General features: G+C 36.6%; 16 protein-coding genes, 5 tRNA genes and 2 riboswitches. Of the genes, 14 read left to right on the top strand and 7 right to left on the bottom strand.

Going from position 1 to position 18,038, the window contains the following annotated elements; all coding sequences use genetic code 11:
• Nucleotides 1–34 precede the first annotated feature (34 nt).
• The 5 genes from HMPREF2810_RS02935 (at nt 35) to HMPREF2810_RS02955 (ending at nt 496) form a co-directional block, all read left to right on the top strand.
• A tRNA-Trp gene (locus HMPREF2810_RS02935) sits at nt 35–108 on the top strand.
• Nucleotides 109–144: 36 nt separating this feature from the next.
• Nucleotides 145–217, top strand: a tRNA-His gene (locus tag HMPREF2810_RS02940).
• Nucleotides 218–231: 14 nt separating this feature from the next.
• Nucleotides 232–303: transfer RNA gene (locus HMPREF2810_RS02945), tRNA-Gln, on the top strand.
• 25 nt (nt 304–328) lie between these two features.
• Nucleotides 329–399, top strand: a tRNA-Cys gene (locus HMPREF2810_RS02950).
• Between the two features lie 13 nt (nt 400–412).
• Nucleotides 413–496, top strand: a tRNA-Leu gene (locus HMPREF2810_RS02955).
• A 17-nt stretch (nt 497–513) separates the two neighbouring features.
• Here HMPREF2810_RS02955 and HMPREF2810_RS02960 read toward each other — a convergent pair.
• From HMPREF2810_RS02960 to HMPREF2810_RS02970, 3 genes are all read right to left on the bottom strand, one after another.
• Nucleotides 514–774: a hypothetical protein gene (locus tag HMPREF2810_RS02960; protein WP_002382058.1), complete on the bottom strand. Its 261-nt coding sequence runs from the start codon at nt 772–774 to the stop codon at nt 514–516.
• Nucleotides 775–838: 64 nt separating this feature from the next.
• A riboswitch (M-box (ykoK) riboswitch) is annotated at nt 839–1,006 on the bottom strand.
• 62 nt (nt 1,007–1,068) lie between these two features.
• Nucleotides 1,069–1,848 carry an ABC transporter ATP-binding protein gene (locus HMPREF2810_RS02965; protein ID WP_002360638.1) on the bottom strand — a complete coding sequence of 260 codons (780 nt, stop codon included), beginning with the start codon at nt 1,846–1,848 and terminating at the stop codon, nt 1,069–1,071.
• An 88-nt stretch (nt 1,849–1,936) separates the two neighbouring features.
• The gene (locus HMPREF2810_RS02970) at nt 1,937–3,709 is read right to left on the bottom strand and encodes an ABC transporter permease subunit (protein ID WP_002408084.1); all 1,773 of its coding nucleotides are present in this window, start codon (nt 3,707–3,709) and stop codon (nt 1,937–1,939) included.
• A gap of 44 nt (nt 3,710–3,753) precedes the next feature.
• A riboswitch (M-box (ykoK) riboswitch) is annotated at nt 3,754–3,921 on the bottom strand.
• Between the two features lie 314 nt (nt 3,922–4,235).
• Between HMPREF2810_RS02970 and HMPREF2810_RS02975 the strand changes: the two genes are divergently transcribed.
• The 3 genes from HMPREF2810_RS02975 to HMPREF2810_RS02985 all read left to right on the top strand — a co-directional run bounded on the left by HMPREF2810_RS02975 (nt 4,236) and on the right by HMPREF2810_RS02985 (nt 7,043).
• Nucleotides 4,236–4,751: a P-loop nucleotide/nucleoside kinase family protein gene (locus tag HMPREF2810_RS02975; RefSeq protein ID WP_002382060.1), complete on the top strand. Its 516-nt coding sequence runs from the start codon at nt 4,236–4,238 to the stop codon at nt 4,749–4,751.
• 268 nt (nt 4,752–5,019) lie between these two features.
• On the top strand, nt 5,020–6,618 hold the full coding sequence (locus HMPREF2810_RS02980) for an Nramp family divalent metal transporter (RefSeq protein WP_002382061.1): 1,599 nt from the start codon (nt 5,020–5,022) through the stop codon (nt 6,616–6,618).
• Nucleotides 6,618–7,043: a universal stress protein gene (locus HMPREF2810_RS02985; RefSeq protein ID WP_002358161.1), complete on the top strand. Its 426-nt coding sequence runs from the start codon at nt 6,618–6,620 to the stop codon at nt 7,041–7,043. Before HMPREF2810_RS02980 ends, HMPREF2810_RS02985 begins: the two co-directional genes overlap by 1 nt.
• 54 nt (nt 7,044–7,097) lie before the next feature.
• Here HMPREF2810_RS02985 and HMPREF2810_RS02990 read toward each other — a convergent pair whose 3' ends face one another.
• Nucleotides 7,098–8,768, bottom strand: coding sequence for a PucR family transcriptional regulator (locus HMPREF2810_RS02990; RefSeq protein ID WP_002382063.1), 1,671 nt, complete (start codon nt 8,766–8,768; stop codon nt 7,098–7,100).
• Nucleotides 8,769–9,148: 380 nt separating this feature from the next.
• Here HMPREF2810_RS02990 and HMPREF2810_RS02995 point away from each other — a divergent pair, with 380 nt between their 5' ends.
• The 5 genes from HMPREF2810_RS02995 to HMPREF2810_RS03015 all read left to right on the top strand — a co-directional run bounded on the left by HMPREF2810_RS02995 (nt 9,149) and on the right by HMPREF2810_RS03015 (nt 14,487).
• On the top strand, nt 9,149–10,810 hold the full coding sequence (locus tag HMPREF2810_RS02995) for a peptide ABC transporter substrate-binding protein (protein ID WP_002363656.1): 1,662 nt from the start codon (nt 9,149–9,151) through the stop codon (nt 10,808–10,810).
• A complete protein-coding gene (locus HMPREF2810_RS03000) occupies nt 10,811–12,061 on the top strand; it encodes an amidohydrolase family protein (RefSeq protein WP_002382064.1) in 1,251 nt (416 codons plus the stop codon).
• Nucleotides 12,058–13,275 carry an amidohydrolase gene (locus HMPREF2810_RS03005; RefSeq protein WP_002371358.1) on the top strand — a complete coding sequence of 406 codons (1,218 nt, stop codon included), beginning with the start codon at nt 12,058–12,060 and terminating at the stop codon, nt 13,273–13,275. The genes HMPREF2810_RS03000 and HMPREF2810_RS03005 overlap by 4 nt, the downstream gene beginning before the upstream one ends.
• A 234-nt stretch (nt 13,276–13,509) precedes the next feature.
• Nucleotides 13,510–13,989 (top strand): GAF domain-containing protein, encoded by a 480-nt coding sequence (locus tag HMPREF2810_RS03010; protein WP_002360627.1) that lies wholly within the window; start codon nt 13,510–13,512, stop codon nt 13,987–13,989.
• A 66-nt stretch (nt 13,990–14,055) separates the two neighbouring features.
• On the top strand, nt 14,056–14,487 hold the full coding sequence (locus tag HMPREF2810_RS03015) for a VOC family protein (protein ID WP_002382065.1): 432 nt from the start codon (nt 14,056–14,058) through the stop codon (nt 14,485–14,487).
• Between the two features lie 45 nt (nt 14,488–14,532).
• Here the strand turns inward: HMPREF2810_RS03015 and HMPREF2810_RS03020 are convergent, their stop codons facing one another.
• The 3 genes from HMPREF2810_RS03020 to galM all read right to left on the bottom strand — a co-directional run bounded on the left by HMPREF2810_RS03020 (nt 14,533) and on the right by galM (nt 16,627).
• Nucleotides 14,533–15,171, bottom strand: a complete 639-nt coding sequence (locus HMPREF2810_RS03020; protein WP_002382066.1) for a sugar O-acetyltransferase — start codon at nt 15,169–15,171, stop codon at nt 14,533–14,535.
• A gap of 120 nt (nt 15,172–15,291) precedes the next feature.
• The gene (locus HMPREF2810_RS03025) at nt 15,292–15,438 is read right to left on the bottom strand and encodes a hypothetical protein (protein WP_002384758.1); all 147 of its coding nucleotides are present in this window, start codon (nt 15,436–15,438) and stop codon (nt 15,292–15,294) included.
• Nucleotides 15,439–15,568: 130 nt separating this feature from the next.
• Complete coding sequence (gene galM, locus HMPREF2810_RS03030; protein WP_002382069.1) at nt 15,569–16,627, bottom strand: galactose-1-epimerase; 1,059 nt, start codon at nt 16,625–16,627, stop codon at nt 15,569–15,571.
• A 198-nt stretch (nt 16,628–16,825) separates the two neighbouring features.
• On the opposite strand from galM, the gene HMPREF2810_RS03035 reads away from it, so the two are divergent.
• Nucleotides 16,826–17,989, top strand: coding sequence for a galactokinase (locus tag HMPREF2810_RS03035; protein ID WP_002382071.1), 1,164 nt, complete (start codon nt 16,826–16,828; stop codon nt 17,987–17,989).
• Nucleotides 17,990–18,038: the final 49 nt, after the last annotated feature.

The raw sequence follows: 18,038 nt of genomic DNA on the forward strand, positions 1-18,038 counted from the left end.
GGTTCAGTGGTTCGAATCCACTTTCCTCCATTTTAGGGGCATAGTTTAAAGGTAGAACAACGGTCTCCAAAACCGTTGGTGTGGGTTCAATTCCTGCTGCCCCTGCCATTTAATTATTTAATAGATACACTTTTTAAGATTACGGCGATCGTGGTGAAGTGGTTAACACACCAGATTGTGGCTCTGGCATTCGTGGGTTCGATTCCCATCGGTCGCCCTTTGTAATTTTATTGGGGTATAGCCAAGCGGTAAGGCAACGGACTTTGACTCCGTCATGCGTTGGTTCGAATCCAGCTACCCCAGTTTTTTTGTAACAAAAATGGAATATGGCGGTATAGCCAAGTGGTAAGGCAGAGGTCTGCAAAACCTTCATCACCGGTTCAAATCCGGTTACCGCCTTCCAAAATATTTTGCCGGCGTGGCGGAATTGGCAGACGCGCTGGACTCAAAATCCAGTTCCTTCACGGGAGTGCCGGTTCGACCCCGGCCGCCGGTATACTAAAGACTGTTAAATCAATGATTTAACAGTCTTTTTTGTTTATTATTTTCTCGAATACATAAAAAAACCATCTCAAAAAAATGAGATGGAAAGTTAAGTGAGAGAGTGATAAGTATAGTGCGAATAAATACAAGGGTTACAGAAGAATGTGGGGGTTCTGCATCATCGTCATTAAATGTTCCTGCAGTGGGAATATGAATTTCTGTCATATTATATTCAATAACTTGAACTGTGATGATTACAACAGTTCCAATGATTGCTAACATAGTAGTCATACTTTCACTCCTCTCTTAATTTTAAATAAAAGTACTTAACTGATTGACTAGAGACTAAAAATATACATCAACATGAACGTTGAGCTTTAGCACTATACAACGTAAAGATCACTCTTAGCTATTTTGAGAAAAGCCTTCTCCTCGACCAGTCTTGTTCTACTCATTGGTGTCTCTCGACATTTCTGAGCAATAGCCTATGTTTGTATAGGAGCCTCACCTAACTTATTACAAAGAAATAATAGTCTTTTAAGTAACTCTTTGTCAAGACATAAGCAGAAGTCAAAATAGTTCTATTTATAAATGAATGCGACGAACCATTTCTTCTGTTATTTGTTCTACAATATCAATGGTTGTTTTTGGCGAACGTTGATTTCTGGGGATATCGATTGAGTAAATTTTGGCAATACGACCAGGATTTGCATCCATTAATACAACCCGATCAGAAAGTTGGACTGCTTGTTGAACGTCATGCGTGATCATTACAATTGATTTAGTCGCAATTTGATTGTTTAGCCAAATTTCTAATAAATCGTTAGATAATTGGCTGGCTGTAATGATATCTAAAGCTGAAAAAGGTTCGTCTAAGAGCAATAAGCTAGGTTCGATGGCTAAAGCACGAGCAAAGCCTACACGCTGTTTCATTCCACCAGATAACTCTCTGGGATAAGCTTTTTCAAAACCAGTTAAACCAATCATTTCAATGAGATTACTGACTCTTTTATTTATTTGTTCACGGGAAATTTCTTTACGGTTTTCTAAGCCAAAGCTGATATTTTTTTCAACTGTCAACCAAGGAAAAAGGGCAAAATGTTGAAAAACCATGCCGATATTGGCATCAGGCTCATTAATGATTTTATCTTCAAAAGTAATTTCACCTCTAGTTGTACGAAGAAGTCCAGCAATACTTCTGAGCAACGTTGATTTTCCTGTTCCTGATTGTCCGATAATACTTAAAAATTCATTCGTTTTAACTGTTAAATCAATATTTTCAAGGACTTTTAAATGTTCTGAATGTCCTTCAATTTCAAATTCTTTATATACTGATTTTATGCTTAATAATTCTTTATTTTCCATCGTCTTATTAGATAGGTAAAGGGAAATCACCTATCGTTCTCCTCTCTAGTTTATCTTAAAAATTTAGTCGAGTTGAGTCGTCCAGCTATTAATAGTGAAATTTTTGTTTTGCTGCTCGATATAAAGGTTGCCAAACAAAGGCGATACATAAACCAACAACGAAACACATCGCTAAGGTTCCTAAGGCAGATTTATCTTTTACGCCATCGTTTGCCGCAATATATTGTCCTAGGCCAGTAACATCTATTGATTTTTTGCCCCATTGAATGCTTTCTGCTGCGATATCAGCGTTCCAAGCAGCACCAGCAGCGTTAATAATTGCTGTAATGAGGTAAGGTAAAATAGAAGGGATCAAAAATTTTGTCCACCATTGCCATTTAGATAATTTAAAAAGTTTGGTTACGTCACGAATATCATCAGGGATGGCTAAGTAGCCAGCAATTACATTAAAGAAAAAATACCATTGGCAACCAACCATGATGAGTGGTAAAATCCACCATTCTAATTTGTTGAAGCCCATACTAATAATCAACACAATGAATGGAGTATAAACATTTGACGGAATGGAGCCTAAAATTTGTCCAATCGGTTGAACGATACTTAAGCGCCGATTATCATTCGCAACCCAGATTGCTAAGGGAGTAAAGATAATGCCAGCAACGACCATAGCCAAGGTAACCCGTAGCGTAGTATAAAGTGTTAATCTTGGAATCATGCTGAAATCTTGATGGGGCAAAAAATGATAGAGCTTAATAGAACAATAAACCCCGACAATGGTTAAGCTGACATACCATAATGTTTTGAAGAAATGGCGTAATTTTGCTAGTAATCGATAGAGATAGTCTAGCTTGAAAAAGTACCAAACTTTTGGTAAATCGTAAATCCAAAAATGACTGAATTTCACAAAAGCTTTTGAAAAGTATTTCGTTAAAGTTGCTTTTTTTAATAAATGATAAATGATGGATTTAGGTGGCGTCGTACTTTCGACATCTGTTTCATATTTAAAATAATAAGTGGCTCGAACTAAAGGTTGAAAAACTAAAAAGTTTAAAATCACCACATTGATTAATAAGGCAAAAACAGCCCATAAACAGGATTTAAAGTCGGCTCGATTTAATGCTACTTGGATATAAGAACCAATTCCTGGTAAATAAAGGTTGGTTTCTTTAGGAAAGGCAACAGAAGCTTGCTCGCTGGCCACCAAGGCAAACCAAGCCGCAGTTTGAGAAATAATAACGTTCCAAAGTAAGCCAGGAATTGAGTAAACAAATTCAAGACGCCAAAATTTTTCCCAAGCATTGTACTTGAACTGATCGGTCACATTGACTAGATCTGAAGGAATAACTTCCATTATTTGATAAAGAGTCAACATGATGTTCCAAGCTTGACCTGTGAAGATGGCAAAAATAGCAACCGCTTCTGCGCCCATCACATTTCCTGGAAATAAACCAAGTAACCAAGCAGTTGTAAAGGTCAAAAAACCTAGCAATGGAACAGATTCAAGGAAATTAACTAATGGTAAAATGACTCTTCGTGCCGTTTTATATTTTACGGCTAAAATACCAAAAACAAAGGAAAACAGGAAGGACCAAGCCATCCCCACAATCATTCGAAACATGGTTCGAATTGAAAAGTAAAAAAGATTTGATGGAGATAAGAAATCATCTGTTTTACTTGGTGTTGCGAGGAATTCTTCTGAGGGAAGGGTGTGGAGAGGGCGATTCATTTTTAGCCAAGAGAAGACGATGATAAAAATGAAAATGCCTAAAATGATGAGCAAGGTAAGATTCCCGATACTTTTAGCAAGTAGGGTATTTTTCTTAGATGATGCAGTGACAGCTTTCAATTTAAAAACCTCCAATTAATCATATTAAAGAGGTCGCCGAATAAAAGAAGAAGATTATAGGGTAATCACAATAATTGAGCTTTGGCTTTCTGAGACGTAAGAAAAAAATTCTAGTTATCTTAGGAAAGCCTTAATTCGACAATCCCTGCTTTACTCGTTACTGTCTCTCGATATTTCCGAGCGATAACCTGTGTTCTTCAGAGTAACCTCACCTAATATGATTCTATTTGATTTACATGCTTATCATACTCGTGACTAAAAATAAAACAATTTCTAGCTAGTTATACCTGAATTACTGTTTGTTGTTATTCTATTCAATGATTCTTAAAAAGATTGCCCACATTCTGTTTTTTTAGGGAGAAATTATCAGATGAGTATGTTATGTAACGCAAGGTGAATAGCATAGGATGTTGTATTTTTAGTTTGTTTCGTTTACTGTTAAAGATGTAAGTAGTAACTATACGTGAATGGATAAAAAAATTAAAAGTAATCTAGCACCTAAATTAAACAACAAAGAAATTTGTTCAGAAGAAAGGAAATTATGATGATTATTTGGTTAAACGGTGCGTTTGGAGCCGGAAAAACGACCATTGCACATGAGTTACAACAAAAACTTCCCAATGCAATCATTTATGATCCAGAAATTATTGGTAGTGCATTGATGGAGCTAGTTCCCGAAGAAATGAAAGAAAATGATTTTCAAGAGTATCAGGAATGGCGTTGCTGGAATGCTCATTTATTAAAACGAATGTCCAAAGAGTCTGGACGGCCGATTATTGTTCCAATGACCCTTTATAAAAAAGAATATGAAGAAGAGCTGATTGGATATTTGAGACGAGCAGGCATTGACGTTTATCATTTTTTGTTAGCGGTCGAGAAAGAAGAAATTTTACAAAGATTATTGAAAAGAAATGATGGAACTTTTGAATGGGGGAAAAATAAGTTGCCCGAAGTACTTGAAGGTTTTCGTCAGATTCAGTTTACCGAGATTTTTAGAAATCATTCAGCTGACACGACAGAAATTGTAGCATCCATTCTTAATAGAATAACCGAATAAAAATAAAATAAGGGACCTAAGCCGAAATGACTTAGGTCCCTTATTTTCTACTTCTTAAGATAATCAACTACCAGCTACCCTAATTTCTTCAAACTTTAAGACCGCACATTTACGACAATCTATTTTTACACTGTCAAAATTTTCTTTCAAGTCTTGCATTTTGTTATTTTTAGCAGTATATTTTAGGTGTACCTAAAATATATTAGAGGTTAACCTTCTGACGGGAAGGGCCTTTTAAAATTATTGCAAAACGAAAGAAGGAATTGAATTGAAAAATTCAGAAGAACATGAACCAAAGCAAAGACATCATTTGATTGAATATGCAAATGGTCCTTCGCTTGAAGAAATTAATGGCACCATTGACGTGCCTAAAAATATGAGTTTTTGGAAAACGTTATTTGCTTACTCAGGTCCAGGAGCATTGGTAGCAGTGGGGTATATGGATCCAGGAAACTGGTCTACTTCAATTACTGGGGGACAAAATTTTCAATATTTATTGATGTCGATTATTTTAATTTCCAGTTTGATTGCAATGTTGCTCCAATATATGGCGGCTAAATTAGGCATTGTTTCACAGATGGATTTAGCACAAGCGATTCGTGCTAGAACTAGTAAGACGTTAGGTATTGTATTATGGATTTTAACAGAGTTAGCAATTATGGCTACAGATATCGCTGAAGTTATCGGGGGCGCAATTGCCTTATATTTATTATTTCATATTCCTTTAGGTCTGGCTGTCTTCATTACGGTATTTGATGTTTTACTTTTGTTGTTATTGACAAAAATTGGTTTTAGAAAAATTGAAGCTATCGTTGTTGCTTTAATTGTTGTTATTTTTGTGATTTTTGCTTATCAAGTGGCATTGTCAAATCCAGTATGGGGAGATGTAATTAAAGGGCTGGTTCCTAGCGCAGAAGCTTTTTCTACATCACATGCGGTGAATGGGCAAACGCCACTGACAGGTGCATTGGGGATTATTGGTGCAACAGTGATGCCTCATAATTTGTATTTGCATTCTTCTGTTGTACAAAGTCGTAAAATTGATCGTAAAGATAAAGCCGATATTCAACGCGCTTTACGCTTTTCAACTTGGGATTCTAATATTCAATTAACGATGGCATTTTTTGTTAACTCTTTGTTATTGATTATGGGTGTGGCCGTTTTTAAATCCGGCAGTGTCAAAGATCCTTCATTCTTTGGTTTGTTTGATGCTTTATCAAATCCAGCGGTTATGAGTAATTCTATTTTAGCGCATATTGCAGGTTCTGGAATTTTATCGATTTTATTTGCGGTAGCCTTGTTGGCATCAGGACAAAATTCAACAATTACAGGAACGTTAACTGGTCAAATCATTATGGAAGGCTTTATTCATATGCGCGTGCCAATTTGGTTACGTCGGATGGTCACACGTTTGTTATCTGTTATTCCTGTCTTAATCTGTGTTTTAATGACCAGCGGGAAAAGTACAGTGGAAGAGCATATCGCGATTAATAATTTAATGAACAATTCACAAGTTTTTCTAGCATTTGCTTTGCCATTTTCGATGTTGCCTTTACTGATGTTTACAGATAGCCGTGTTGAAATGGGTAAACATTTTAAAAACTCGTGGTTAATTAAATTGTTAGGCTGGGTTTCTGTCATTGGCTTAATTTACCTCAATATGAAAGGCTTACCTGATCAAATTGAAGGATTCTTCGGTGATAATCCGACAGCGAGTCAAATTACGTTAGCCGATAATATTGCTTATGTCATCATAGCACTCGTCATCCTCTTGTTAGTTTGGACGGTTGTGGAATTATATAAAGGCGATAAACGATACGCACAGCAGCTTGCAGCTATGGAGCAACAAGTAGAGGAGGTTAAATAATGAAATTTTCAAAAATTATGGTTGGTGTTGAAGAGTCGCCAGATGCGTTAAAAGCATTTCATTATGCTATCCAAAAAGCAAAAGAAGAACAAGCTGAATTGGTTATTGTTTCGATTTTAGAAGAGAAGGAGATTAATGTTTACCAATCGTTAGATAAAAATTATTGGCAAGAACAGTTGGCGAAATTAGAGAAACAAACGGAAAAATATCAACAAGAAGCGTTAGCGAATGGCATCGATAAAGTAAGTGTAATTGTCAATGAAGGAAACCCAGGGGAATTAATTATTAATAAGCTTATTCCTTTGAATAAACCAGATTTGTTAATTATTGGCTCCAAGTCAACTAGCAAATTAAAAAGCTTTTTTGGTAGCCAAGCAGCTTATATGGCTCGATATGCCCCAATTTCTGTAATGATTATTCGCTAACAAAATTGAAACAGTTAAAAAAGCCGCCACGATTTACTATTCGTGGTGGCTTTTTTATAGTAATTTTTGTTTATATAAATACACAGCCAAACTTAGTTGTAGCGAACTATCAGGAAATTCTAGAGTTAAGTGAAGAATCTCTTCTATTTTTTTTAAGCGGTAAATAATTGTATTACGATGTACATACATATTTGTGGCAGTCAACGAAATATTTTTATTCGATTGAAAGTAGGTGTTGATGGTTTCTAGTAGGGAACTTTCATGTTTTTGATCTTCTTTTTCTAATGGTTCAATCAATCGTTGATATATTTTTTGTTTGGCTTGTTTGGTCAGGGTTTCGATCATTAAACGATAAAAAAAGAGGTCGTCATAATTCAAAATAGTTCGTTGTTGTAATTCTTGACTTGCTTGTGCTAAGTGGAATGTTTCTTGTGCTAATTTATAAGAATCACACAGATCGGTGATTTTTTTGACAGTTGGACCAATCGCTAATTTAAATGATAATTTTGGATTCAGTTTCATTAGTTGCTCTAGTAAATTCTTGGCAAGATGAGTGGTTTGTGCAAGATAGGTGGCTTCCTCTTGTGCTGGATTTTCTAGTAATAAAATAAAGCCAGTTTGTGTAGGAAAGGCAGTAATTTTTTGTCGATATCCTTCTAAAATATGATTCAATTGATGGCCAATGCTATTCATTTGAATAGTCGGATTAAACAGTTGTTCCAATTGTTCAATGGCTACAAGCAAGAGACTAAATGTATCTTTTTCATTTAATTGCAGATAATTACTAAATTCTTGCCAAGCTTGAGGATTGGTATTTTTTTCTTGGATAAGGTCTTGAAACAGCGCCCCGATCTTTTGCCTCGTTGTTAAATTTTCCGAAGATTCTAATTGAAGTTGTGGTAAAAGGTAGTGAGCACAGACCTCCACAGATAATAAATCAATCGTCTGTAATTTTTTGGTAGTTTGCCAAATCACTAAGTAAGATAAGCTGAGATTTTTCTTTTTGATGGGTAAAATTCGCAAAGATAACTGATGGTTTGCTAAGGAAAATTCAACAGTCAATGGTTCTTTATAAAATAATAGGAGCTCATTGTTCTGGGCTTTTAAAGCTGTCTCAAACTGTTTTTTGAGAGTCGCGTTGTTTAAAATACTGGTGATTCTTGTTGGCGCATCAGGTAAATCAAAATGATTCATAATCTGAAAACGCTCGTCTAAAAGCATTACAGGCGCTTGAATCGCGGCACTTAATACTTCTAGTAATTGGGTACTTTTTCCGCCAGCTTTGATAATTGTATAAAATTTATTATGCATATGAACAGAATGTTGGCTAATCGTTTCGTCAGGTTGATTGACTCGGCGATTGACCAATGAAATAATTTGAGAAAAGTTGTAATTATAAGGGATTGAGAGAATTGGTAATCCGACGTCATTTGCTAATTGGATCATCTCTTGTGGAACTTCATTGAAATAGCGTTGGACTTTAAAGCCTAGGGCAGCGCAGTTCATATTTGCTAGTTCTTGAATAAGACGTTTTTGCAAGCAAGGCTGATCTTTGAAAATATATCCGGTAGTTAATAAAATTTCTCCTGGCGTTAACCAGTCAAAAGCATCAGGATTTTCTAAAATATTTGCTTGTAGAATTGGCGCATCTAAATTGGTCTCGTGTGTCAATAAGGTTAAACCAGGTAGTTCTTCTGCATGGAGTAGATCATTGACCGTCATCATTAGCAAGGCCTCCTTTTGTATGAATTATCTAAAAATTAAGTGTATTTATTGTAAGATGTTACAAAACTATTTTAGGGAAAATAAGGTATCCTTATACTAATAGAAAAAAGTTCCAAGTCATCACGTGATTGGTAGTCGCAAGTGACCAAATAAGAACAATCAGCGCTTACAACCTATAGAAACGCATCGTTTAAAGATATAGCAATAGTATACTTAATTTTTAATGCTTTTACTATTGTTTCAGCTACTTTAAATGTCTCAAGTATTTCTATAATCTGTAAGTTTTTTGAGACTCTTATCAGATATGCTTCTTTTTCTATATTTTATCAGAAAATTCTGGTAACTTTGAAGGTTATAGTTTGTAAAATGGAGGGATCGGTATGAAGAAATTAAAAATGTTAGGATGCGTCGGTTTGCTTTTAGCTTTAACGGCTTGTCAGGCGGGAACGGGAAACTCGGCTGATAGTAATAAAGCAGCGGAACAAAAAATTGCAATTAGTTCTGAAGCGGCTATTTCGACAATGGAACCACACACAGCGGGGGATACGACCTCGACTTTAGTCATGAATCAAGTTTATGAGGGACTCTATGTTTTAGGTAAAGAAGATGAATTAGAGTTGGGGGTCGCTGCCGAAGAACCAGCGATTTCTGAAGATGAAACCGTTTATACATTTAAGATTAGAGAAGATGCCAAATGGTCGAATGATGATCCAGTAACAGCAAACGACTTTGTTTATGCATGGCAACAAGTTGCTTCCCCTAAATCAGGGTCGATTCATCAAGCGTTATTTTTTGATGTCATTAAAAATGCTAAGGAAATTGCTTTAGAAGGCGCAGATGTGAATACTCTTGGGGTTAAGGCGCTAGATGATAAAACGTTAGAAATAACTTTAGAGCGGCCCACCCCTTATTTGAAATCTTTGCTTTCGTTTCCTGTTTTGTTTCCACAAAATGAAAAATATATCAAAGAACAAGGGGATAAATATGCCACTGATGCAGAACATTTGATTTATAATGGTCCTTTTAAATTGAAAGAATGGGATAATGCCTCTTCCGATGACTGGACCTACGAAAAAAATGATACGTATTGGGATGCTGAAAAAGTTAAATTAACAGAAGCAAAAGTTTCAGTAATTAAGAGCCCAACGACAGCGGTGAATTTGTTTGACTCGAATGAATTGGATGTAGTGAATAAGCTAAGTGGTGAATTTATTCCTGGTTATGTTGATAATCCAGCCTTTCTTTCAATTCCTCAATTCGTCACATACTTTTTAAAAATGAACAGTGTTCGTGATGGAAAAGAAAATCCGGCTTTAGCGAACAACAATATTCGTAAAGCGTTGGCACAAGCTTTTGATAAAGAAAGTTTTGTAAAAGAAGTCTTGCAAGATCAATCAACGGCCACAGATCAAGTAATTCCGCCGGGACAAACGATTGCGCCAGATGGAACAGATTTCACAAAACTAGCTGCTAAGAAAAATAACTACTTAACCTACGATACAGCGAAAGCAAAAGAATTCTGGGAAAAAGGGAAAAAAGAAATTGGGCTGGATAAAATCAAATTAGAATTTTTAACAGATGATACAGACAGCGCAAAAAAAGCTGCTGAGTTTTTCCAATTTCAATTGGAAGAAAATCTAGACGGATTAGAAGTGAATGTTACTCAAGTTCCTTTTACTATTCGTGTTGATCGTGATCAAACGAGAGACTATGATTTAGAATTATCTGGTTGGGGAACCGATTATCGTGATCCATTAACAGTTATGCGCATTTTTACTTCGGATAGTACCTTGGGCGGCGTAACGTTCAAGAGTGATACGTATGATCAATTAATCCAAGAGACTAGAACAACACATGCGGCTGATCAAGAGGCTCGTTTAAATGACTTTGCTCAAGCACAAGATATTTTGGTGAATCAGGAAACGGTTTTAGCACCAATCTACAATCGAAGCATTTCTGTATTAGCTAATCAAAAAATCAAGGATCTGTATTGGCATTCATTTGGACCTACGTATAGTTTAAAATGGGCCTATGTTAACTAATTGAATGAAGGTAGGAAGGGGTTTGTCATGCTTTTAAAAAACTGTAAATTAGAAACAGGATTCTCTACTGTGAATCAGCGAATTGTTGCGACAGAAACAGCTAGCTATGATATTCGAATTGAAAACGAGGTCTGTACTGCGGTCGCACCGCAGTTAAGGCCTTTAGAGAGCGAAACAGTTATCGATGTGAATCAGCAACTCGTTTTACCTGCTCTAAGAGAAATGCATATTCATATTGATAAAACGTATTTTGGGGGACCTTGGAAGGCCTGTCGTCCACTAACGAAAGGAATTTTAACACGTATTGAAGAAGAAACTTGGCTGTTACCTGAACAATTACCAACTAGTTTAGAACGTGCTTGCCAAGTTATTGAGCAGTATATTCAACAAGGCCATTATCATATTCGCAGTCATTGTAATGTAGATCCATCTATTGGAACGAAACATATTGAAATTACTAAAGAAGCATTTAGTCGATATGAACAATACGTTACTCATGAAATTGTGGCTTTTCCTCAACACGGATTACTCCGCTCACAAGTCGAACCTTTGATGCGCGAAGCCTTACGCATGGGGGCAACTCATGTCGGTGGCGTTGATCCAGCCCTTGTGGATCGTCATGTGGATCATTCAATCGCAAAAATATTTGAATTAGCTACCACATTTAATAAAAAAATTGATGTTCATTTACACGCCCGTGATACTTTGGGACTTTATGAATTTAATAAATTTGTTGATTATACAGAACAAGCAAAAATGTTTGGCGAAGTCACTTTAAGTCATGCTTTAGCCTTAGGGGGCTTAGAAGAAGCAGCAATTAGAGACATTGCGCAAAAATTCATCGAAACAGGTATTGATTTGACTTCGACTGTACCGATTGGAATGCCCACCATGCCGATTCCAACCTTGGTTGAACAAGGTGTTAAGATCTCCGTGGCTCATGACAGTTTGACGGATCATTGGTCGCCTTTTGGCAGTGGCAATACAATAGAAAAATTAAATACAGCCGCTCAAAGATTTAAAATTAGCGATGAGTATCGCTTGAATCGTTTATGGGGCTTAGCGAGTAATTTTGTAACGCCTCTTGATCCTAACGGGCAGCGAGTTTGGCCTAACGTCGGCGATTCTGCAGATTTCCTACTATTTAATGCTGAGAGCACTGCTCACGTGATTGCACGCCAACAGCCAATCCAACAACTGATACTAAAAGGACAACTGGTTGAAGCCGTTCAAAAGGGGGAAAGAGAATGACAGCATCCATTGTTTATTTGAATAATGTTCGTTTAGAAACTGGTTTTGCTAAAGACCACCACGAATTAACGTATACTAAAACCGCACGCTATACTTTAGCGATTCAAGAAGGGAAAATCCAAGCGATTATTCCGCAAAATCAAGTCACTGAAAAACAACAAGGCACTGATTTAAACGGACAACTGGCTATTCCCGCTTTTCAAGAGAGCCATAATCACTTAGATAAAACCTACCTTTCATTAGGCTGGCGTGCTAGCCAACCTGTTAAGAATTTAAAAGAGCGTTTAGCAGACGAAGCCAGTGAACTTAAATTGTTAGCGCCGTCAACAGAACAACGAGCAACGGCCATGATTGAAAAATTGATTGGGTATGGAGCCTCTTATATTCGGACACATGTCAACATCGATCCTTACGTAGAACTAGAAAACTTCTGGGGCGTCAAAAGAGCCTTAGAAAAATATGCGCATGTGATTGATTATGATATTGTTGTCTTTCCACAGCATGGATTATTAAAAAATCCCCACACGGTTTTACTCATGAGAGAAGCCCTAAAAAATGGTGGAACAATGGTTGGCGGTTTAGATCCTGCAGGCATTGATTATGCAATTGAAGAATCTTTAGAAACTATTTTCGATTTGGCAGAAGAATTTCAAGTAGGAATCGATATTCACTTGCATGATACGGGGGAAGTTGGCGTTTATACAATTGATAAATTTTTAGACATTTTGGAAGAACGAAAATTTACTCAGCGAACCGCTATCAGTCACGCCTTTGCGCTGCTAGATGTACGACCAGCAGAAAAAGAAAAACTATACCAACGCTTGGCAACGCATCAAACGGCGATTATGTCTACAATTCCCTATGATCCTCGTTATTTATTGCCACCAATTGATGTGTTACGCCAAGCTGGTGTATCGGTTCATTTAGGTAGTGATGGCTTTTTTGACTCTTGGAGTTCTAATGTTTCAGGTGATTTATTTGAAAAATTACGTAATTTTTGTGAAATGACAGGAAAGATTACAGAAGAGCAACTTACTCAAGCTTACGTCCATGGCTGCGGCAAAGAAGCACCTTTTTCATTTGAAGAAGAACGCCTTTGGTTTACAGAAGGCGACGAAGCAAACTTTATTTTTACAGAAGCAGCTTCTACAGCAGAAGTGATTGCTAGAAAACCACAGAAACGCCAGATTATGTTGAAAGGACAATGGGTTTAACTTGCTTTAAAATTAGGTAGAAATAGAATGCTAAAAAGCCAAACAGAGGAAACAGGGTTCAGCTCTGAGCGACGCATAGTGTCAGTCCTGCGGTTACTCGTCACAGTTTAATCCTTATAAAGTGCTTCTGCTCACAACGTGTATCAGCTTTTCAAGTTTGTTTGACTCACTTTAACATAGCACTTTTGCGTATCTTCCTTTATAATAAGACAAAATGAAGGAGATGAACCAAGCATGACTGAACAAACGAGAGAAAACAAAAAAGCAGCCTACGAATTGTGCTTACAACAATTGAGCGGTTTGTTAGAAATAGAAACGGATGCTATTGCAAATTTAGCAAACTCGTCCGCGTTACTTGCACAAACATTACCAGATACCGTTTTTGCTGGGTATTATTTATATAAAGATGAAGAATTAGTTTTGGGGCCTTTTCAAGGGAAAGTCTCTTGTACCAGAATTAAAATGGGCAAAGGTGTCTGTGGTGAGTCCGCGGAAAAACAAGCTACATTGATTGTTGATAACGTGAAGACACACGCCAATTATATTTCTTGCGACTCAGCTGCGATGTCTGAAATCGTTGTACCGATGGTAAAAAATCATCAATTGGTCGGTGTTTTAGATATTGATAGTGGTGTAACAAATAGCTATGATGCGGTTGACCAACTGTATTTGGAAAAATTTGTTACCTTGTTACTAGAAAAATCAGATTTTTAAGCAGACTATTTTTGCTTTCTGACAAATCATGAGAAAATAAAGTATAAAATTTGATCATGAAAGAAGGTGAGTCATTTGTTAGAGCTGTATATAAATTTTAAAGGTGAAGCAAAAGAAGCAATTGCGTTCTATGAAGATGTTTTTGATACAAAATGTCAAAATTTAATGACTTTTGGCGAAGCACCTGAAGATCCTGAGCATCCTATAAACGACGAGATAAAGGATTTAGTGATGAACGCAAGTATCATTATTGAAGGAACCTATGTAATGATTTCAGATGTTCCTGATATGTTTGGTTTTGAAGTTACGGAAGGAAATAACCTTTCGCTCGTGGTTAGCACAGATGATGATGAAAAAATTGATCGCTTATTTAAACGATTATCTGAAGGTGGCACTGTTACAATGCCATTGTCTGAAACTTTTTGGTCCAAAAAGTATGGTTCCCTAAAAGATCAGTTTGGCATCCATTGGATGTTTAATTATTATGAAGAAGATTAAAATAAAAAATCCCCAATCCGTTATTTTCATTGGATTGGGGATTTTTTATTCATGAAAGAATTGCTTCTTAGCGATTTGATACTGCCGTTGCTTTTCTGTCCAAAATTGCTGATCGTTTTCATCAATTTTGCGAATGACTTTTGCTGGATTACCCCCAACAATCGTGTTGGCAGGAACGTCTTTTGTAACCACAGCACTAGCAGCAACAATAGCATTTTTTCCAATTGTAACGCCAGGTAAAATGGTGGCACTTCCGCCAATCCACACGTTATCTTCAACAATAATTGGCGTACCGAATTCTAATTCTGCAGTTCGAATCGTTGGATCAATTGGATGGCCGGCAGTATAAAAACTAGCACGAGGGCCAACCATGACATTATCACCGAAGATGATTTTGTTTACATCTAAAAAAATGCAATCCATATTTGCATAAAAATTTTCTCCTACCTCAATATGGCGACCGTAGTCTACATGGAGGGGTGGGTTGATATATAACTCATTGCCAGTTTTTCCTAATAATTCTTTTTCTAGGGCCACAATTTCTTTCACATTATCGATAGGAAGTTGATTGATTTTTTGAGCTAACACCTTGCCTTTTGTTGATTTGTTTTCGGGTAAAATGGTGGGGGCGTAATATAATTCACCTTTTAACATTTGCATATAATCAAAGTCATTTTGTTTCATGTAAGCGCTCCTTTAGGCTTTTTCTCTATTGTATCAAATCAATACAATAAGTCGAGGAATATGTAAAATAAAAAAGGACAGATAGCAAAATAGCCTTGCTTATCTATCCTTTACCTAAGGTTATCCAATTTTTTTAACTCTCCCGCCAATTTTATCTGCTAATTTTTGTGCTTCTTTTTCAGAGTGGTAAACTAAACAACCTGATTTATCTCGCGTACGTTTACCATCTGCAGTTAAATAGCCATGAAAAAATTTGATTGCATACATAGACATCACCACCTTTCTAATTGAAAATAGTGTAAATGGAGCGATTAAAAATGTCAAATAATAGAAGTGCTCTTAACCATTCTTATCTTTTTTAGTTCGTAGATAAGCTTGGTTAAGAGCATCTTTTCACTTAATAAATTAGTTTGAAACGGGTCGTTGAGTGAAATTCCTGTTCAGGTGAGAGGGTGATAGAACCGAACAAGGGAAATCTTTCAGCACCAGGACAGACTTGGGTTTCAAATGTGAGCGCTCCGTGATTGACTAATTTTTGCCCTTGAATATCGGGACCGTTATCAGCAAAATTTGCTGAAAAAATAACAACTGAAGGTTGATCAGTGAACATTTCTAAGGTGATATCTTTAGTAGGACTTTTTAAGATAACATCTGGGTTAATTAAATCATGATTGGTTAAGATGAAAGGGTGATCGAAGCCGTTCATCTTTTGGATTTGTTCATCGTTACTTGAAAAAATCTCAGCTAATTTTTTAGGTTTTTGTAAATCAAAAGCTGTCTGGTCGACGGAAGCTAATTCTCCAAGTGGTAAAACTCTTTCATCAAGCGGGACATACTTTTGGGCATTTATTTGCAACTCATGCGCATCAATGGGGATTGCGGGATTTCCAGTTAAATTAAAGTAGACATGATTGGTTGGATTAAAAAGTGTTTGTTCATCTGTAGTTGCCTGATACTCAATTTGCCATTCATTTTCTTCAGTCAATGTATACGTGACTGAAACAGTGAGATTTCCAGGAAAACCATTTTCACCAGCAGGACTCTCTAGCCAAAATTTCACAGAAGGATTCACTTGTGCCTCTTGGATTTCGCTGTGCCATTTTTTACTTTCAAACCCAGGTGTGCCGCCGTGAAGTGTTGTTTGAGTAGGAGTATTAATCATCGTTTGATACGTTTTACCCGCTAGTTCAAAGGAGCCATCGGCAATTCGACCAGCTGTTCGACCAATTGTTGCACCAAAATATAAGTCTTTAGACAAATATTCATCTGCTGAGGGAAAGCCTAGCACGAGTGATCGGGATTCATTTTTTGTAAGAGGAACGTCAAGCGCAACAATTCGCGCACCAAAATCTGTTGCTTTTAAAGTCACACCATTTTTATTCGTCAGTGTGTAAAGAAGCATTCCTTGTCCAAATGATTCAGTTGAAATAGTCAAAATAATCAATCCTTCCTTCAAGTAAATATTTAGTAAATTTAACTTTGTTGTTTAGATTATTTAAATAGTCGAAAAGAAACACTAAGAAAATAAATCTTTATTTAATTGTATTGTACACGTTTTCAATCGAAATGACAATTAAGAAAATGTTAAGTAAATATTTGCAAAAGTTTAGTAAATATTATACAATTTGTTTACTAGTGAAAGGAGCGATTAGTGATGGAAGAACTGTTAATGAATCGATTTGTAGAAATATTTGGTGAGAAAGGGACAGCCTGTTATTTTGCCCCTGGAAGAATTAATTTGATTGGTGAACATACAGATTACAATGGCGGTCATGTTTTCCCAGCGGCTATTACTTTAGGGACATTTGGTGTGGCAAGAAAAAGAGACGACCAAAAAATTCGAATGTTTTCTGATAATTTTAAAGAGGTTGGTCTCATCGAATTTTCATTAGAAGATTTAACCTATTCAGATTCAGATGATTGGGCAAATTATCCTAAAGGCGTTTTAAATTACTTGATTGAAAGCGGACACAATATTGATTCTGGCTTAGATGTGCTCTTCTACGGTACGATTCCTAATGGTGCTGGCTTGTCTTCTTCTGCTTCTATTGAACTTTTAATGGGAACGATCTGTAATGATTTATATGCTTTACACTGTCCAATGCTTGAATTGGTGCAAATCGGTAAAAAAGTGGAGAATGAATTTATTGGCGTTAATTCAGGAATTATGGACCAATTTGCCGTAGGGATGGGAGAAAAAGATCAAGCTATTCTACTAGATACCAATAATATGCACTATGAAATGGTTCCCGCCAAATTAGGTGAGTATACGATTGTCATTATGAATACCAACAAACGTCGTGAATTAGCAGATTCAAAATATAATGAACGTCGTGCAGAATGCGAAGAAGCCGTTCGTTTGCTTCAAAAAGAGTTATCTATTGAATTTTTAGGTGAATTAGACAGCGAGACATTTGAACAATATCAAGCATTGATTGGAGATCCAACGTTGATTAAACGAGCGCGTCATGCCGTCACAGAAAATGAACGAACTTTATTGGCAAAACAAGCGCTAACTGAAGGGGATTTGGAAGAATTTGGCTTATTATTAAATGCTTCACATCGTTCGCTAAAAGAAGACTACGAAGTAACTGGCATTGAGTTAGATACCTTAGTGGCTTGTGCACAAGAACAACCAGGCGTTTTGGGCGCACGGATGACTGGTGCAGGGTTTGGCGGTTGTAGTATTGCTTTGGTACCAAAGCAAAATATAGATGCATTTATTGAAGCTGTTGGCCAGAGTTATCAAGATAAAATTGGCTATGCTGCTGATTTTTATCCTGCATCAATTGATGATGGTGCCAGAAAGTTATTTTAGAAAGGAAGGCTTTAAATGTCTATTTTAGTATTAGGTGGCGCAGGCTACA

The organism is Enterococcus sp. HMSC078F03 (assembly GCF_001811595.1).
GTDB classification, from domain to species: domain Bacteria; phylum Bacillota; class Bacilli; order Lactobacillales; family Enterococcaceae; genus Enterococcus; species Enterococcus faecalis.